Raw genomic sequence first — 2,643 nt, 5'->3', positions numbered from 1 at the left:
CCCCCGACGCCCTGCACACCCCCGACACCCTCGACGTCCTACACGCCCCCGACACCCTCGACGTCCTCGGCTCCCTCGTCGACAAGTCCCTCGTCGTCGCCGCTCCCGCCCCCGACGGCACCGGCATGCGCTACCGCCTCCTGGAGACCATCCGCGAGTACGCCGCCGAACGCGCGGCCGCGCACCCCGCCGACCGCGGCGCCGCCGCCCACCGCCACGCCGCGCACTTCCTGGCCCTCGCCGAGGAAGCCGAACCCCTTCTGCGCGGCTCCGCACAGCTGCCCTGGATCCGGCGCATCGAGACCGAGCTCGACAACCTCCGCGCCGCCCTCCTCCACACCGTCCACAGCGCGGCCGTCGAAGACGGCCAACGCCTCGTCCTCGCCCTCGGCTGGTTCTGGTGGCTGCGCGGCTACCGCGCCGAGGGCGCGGAATGGGCCGCGCGGGTCCTGGAGCCCCACCCCGCCGAGCCGCCCGAGGGTACTCCCGAGTACTGGCGCTTCATGCGCACGCAGATGCTGCGCGTCCTCCTCCTCGCCGAAGGCCACGCGCCCGAGGAGTTCCGCACCCCGCAGAACGTCGCCCTCGCCGACCGCCTCCAGCAGGTCTTCCGGGACGGCGGCCACGAGACCGCCCGCTTCCCCGGCATGCTCTGGCCGATGGCCACCTTCCTCACCGGCGACCCCCTCGCCGTCCGCGACGGGCTCGACCAGACGGTCGACAACTGTCGCCGCCACGGCGGCGACTGGGAACTGGGCATCGCCCTCATGCTCCGCACCCACGTGGCCATCGACCTCACCGGCGGCCTCCCGTCCGTCGACGCCGACCTCGCCGAACTGCACGAGATCGCCCACCGCGTCGGCGACCGCTGGACCCGCGCCCAAGTGGCGAGCGCCGCCGGCGAGGTCGCGCTCTCCCGCGGCCGGTACGACTGGGCCCGCGCCGAGTACGAGGAGTGCCTGCGCCTCGCCCGCGAGGTCGGGGCCCACACCGAGGTGCCCTTCGCCATCGCCCGGATCGCCGAGTCCGCCTTCTGCTCGGGGGACTTCGACAGCGCCGAACAGCTGCTGGCGGAGGTCTCCCTCGAAGTCGAGCGCTACGGTGGGGTGTACGACGTCCAGGCCTACAGCGGCATGCTCGCGGCGCTCCTCGCCCTCGTCCGCGGGGACTTCGAGCAGGCCCGTACGGAGTGCGAACTCGCCCGCGCCGCCTCGGGGAGGATCTCAGCGCCCCCGCAGCTCGCCGCCGGCCTCGACAACATCGACGCCATCCTCACCGCCCGCGCGCACGGCCCGCGGGCCGGCCTCGCCAAGCTCGCACCGGCCCTGGCCGCCGCCATCGCCGCACACTGCGCCGAGCGCGTTCTGGCCTCGCTCGGCGACACCGCGGCCGTACTGCTGCTCGCCGCCGGGCGCACCGCGGAGGCCGTACGGGTGCTGGCGGCGGCCACCGCCTGGCGCGCGGGCCACCCGCGCTCGGTCCCGGAACTGAACGCCGTCGGCGGACTCCCGCCCGACGCGCGCGCCGTGCTGGGCGCCGACCGCTACACGGCGGAGGAGGGGGCGGGCGCGCAGCTCTCCCCGGCCGAGGTCGCCACCCTTGTCACCCAGACGGCCCAGACAGCCCAGACGGCCCAGACAACCCAGACGCCCCAGACGGCCCAGGCGACCTAGCCCGCCCAGCACACCCGACCCACCGGGTCACCGGCAGCTGATCACGGCGTCGGCCCAGCTCGCCAGGGTCGGCAGGCTGCCCTGCCCGGCCTGCTCCACCACCAGCCGCAGCGTCGTGCGCCCGGTCAGCGAGACGTCGACGGCGGCGGCCGGATCCCCGAACCCGAGCGCGTCCGACCGCCACAGCCGCTGCCCGTCGGCGTACACGGAGAACCGCACCGTGCCGTCGGTGAACAGCGACAGGTCGTCCACCCCGGCCCGCGCCGAGAACGCGGTGCACTGCCGGTTCAGGGTGATCTCCACCGAGGAACGGGAGTTCACCGTGATCCCCTGCGTGAACCGCCGGTCCGCGATCCGCAGCCCCCACCGCTGCCACACCCAGCTGCTGCGCCCGGTCTGCAGCTCGGGACCGCTGTGGTCGCCGAACACCGCGTGCCCGAGCCCCGCCAGCCGGAACCCCTGAGCCGGCTGCGGCACGGACGGCGACGGCGAGGGGGACGGCTTGGCCGGCCCCGGGGTCGGGGACGGAGTCGGCGACGGCTTGGGCTTCGGCGCCGGGGACGCGGGCGGAACCGGAGCCGGGGCCTTCGGCTTCGCGGGGGAGGGAGTCGGCGCGGCGGGAGTCCTGCCCGGCTCGGAGGGTACGGAGCCCTGCGCGGCCGGCGGCTCCGCACGCGTCGGCGCCGGTGTCCGCGGAGCCGGGACCAGCGGCACCACGGGCGCCGCCACACCCGGCGCGGGCTGCGCCGCGGCCCCCGGCTCGGGATCGTCCCCGGCCAGCGCGAACACCACCCCCGCGGCCGCGGCGACCGCGATCCCGGCGGCGATGGCGGCCTTGACCGGCAGCCCGAGCCCCTCGGAAGCCACCGCACCCCCGACCCCGGACCCGGCACCCCCGGCACCACCCGCACCACCGGCAGCCCCGGCCCCCGCAGTCCCACCGGCAGCCCCGGCCCCCGCAGTCCCACCG

The 2,643-nt window shown here is 76.5% G+C and carries 2 protein-coding genes; one reads left to right on the top strand and one right to left on the bottom strand.

Annotation, left to right across the window (positions count from 1 at the left end):
• Positions 1 to 1,673: transcriptional regulator (locus ADK52_RS07365; protein ID WP_053688970.1), on the top strand; the 1,673-nt coding region annotated here is incomplete at its 5' end.
• A gap of 27 nt (positions 1,674 to 1,700) precedes the next feature.
• Here ADK52_RS07365 and ADK52_RS07360 read toward each other — a convergent pair.
• Entirely contained in the window at positions 1,701 to 2,540 is an 840-nt protein-coding gene (locus ADK52_RS07360; RefSeq protein WP_053688969.1) for an NPCBM/NEW2 domain-containing protein, read from the bottom strand.
• Positions 2,541 to 2,643 lie beyond the last annotated feature (103 nt).

The sequence above is a fragment of the Streptomyces sp. WM6372 genome (genome assembly GCF_001279655.1).
Taxonomy (GTDB): domain Bacteria; phylum Actinomycetota; class Actinomycetes; order Streptomycetales; family Streptomycetaceae; genus Streptomyces.
Note: the sequence above shows the minus strand (reverse complement) of the source record. Positions and strands in the feature narration are given on the sequence as shown.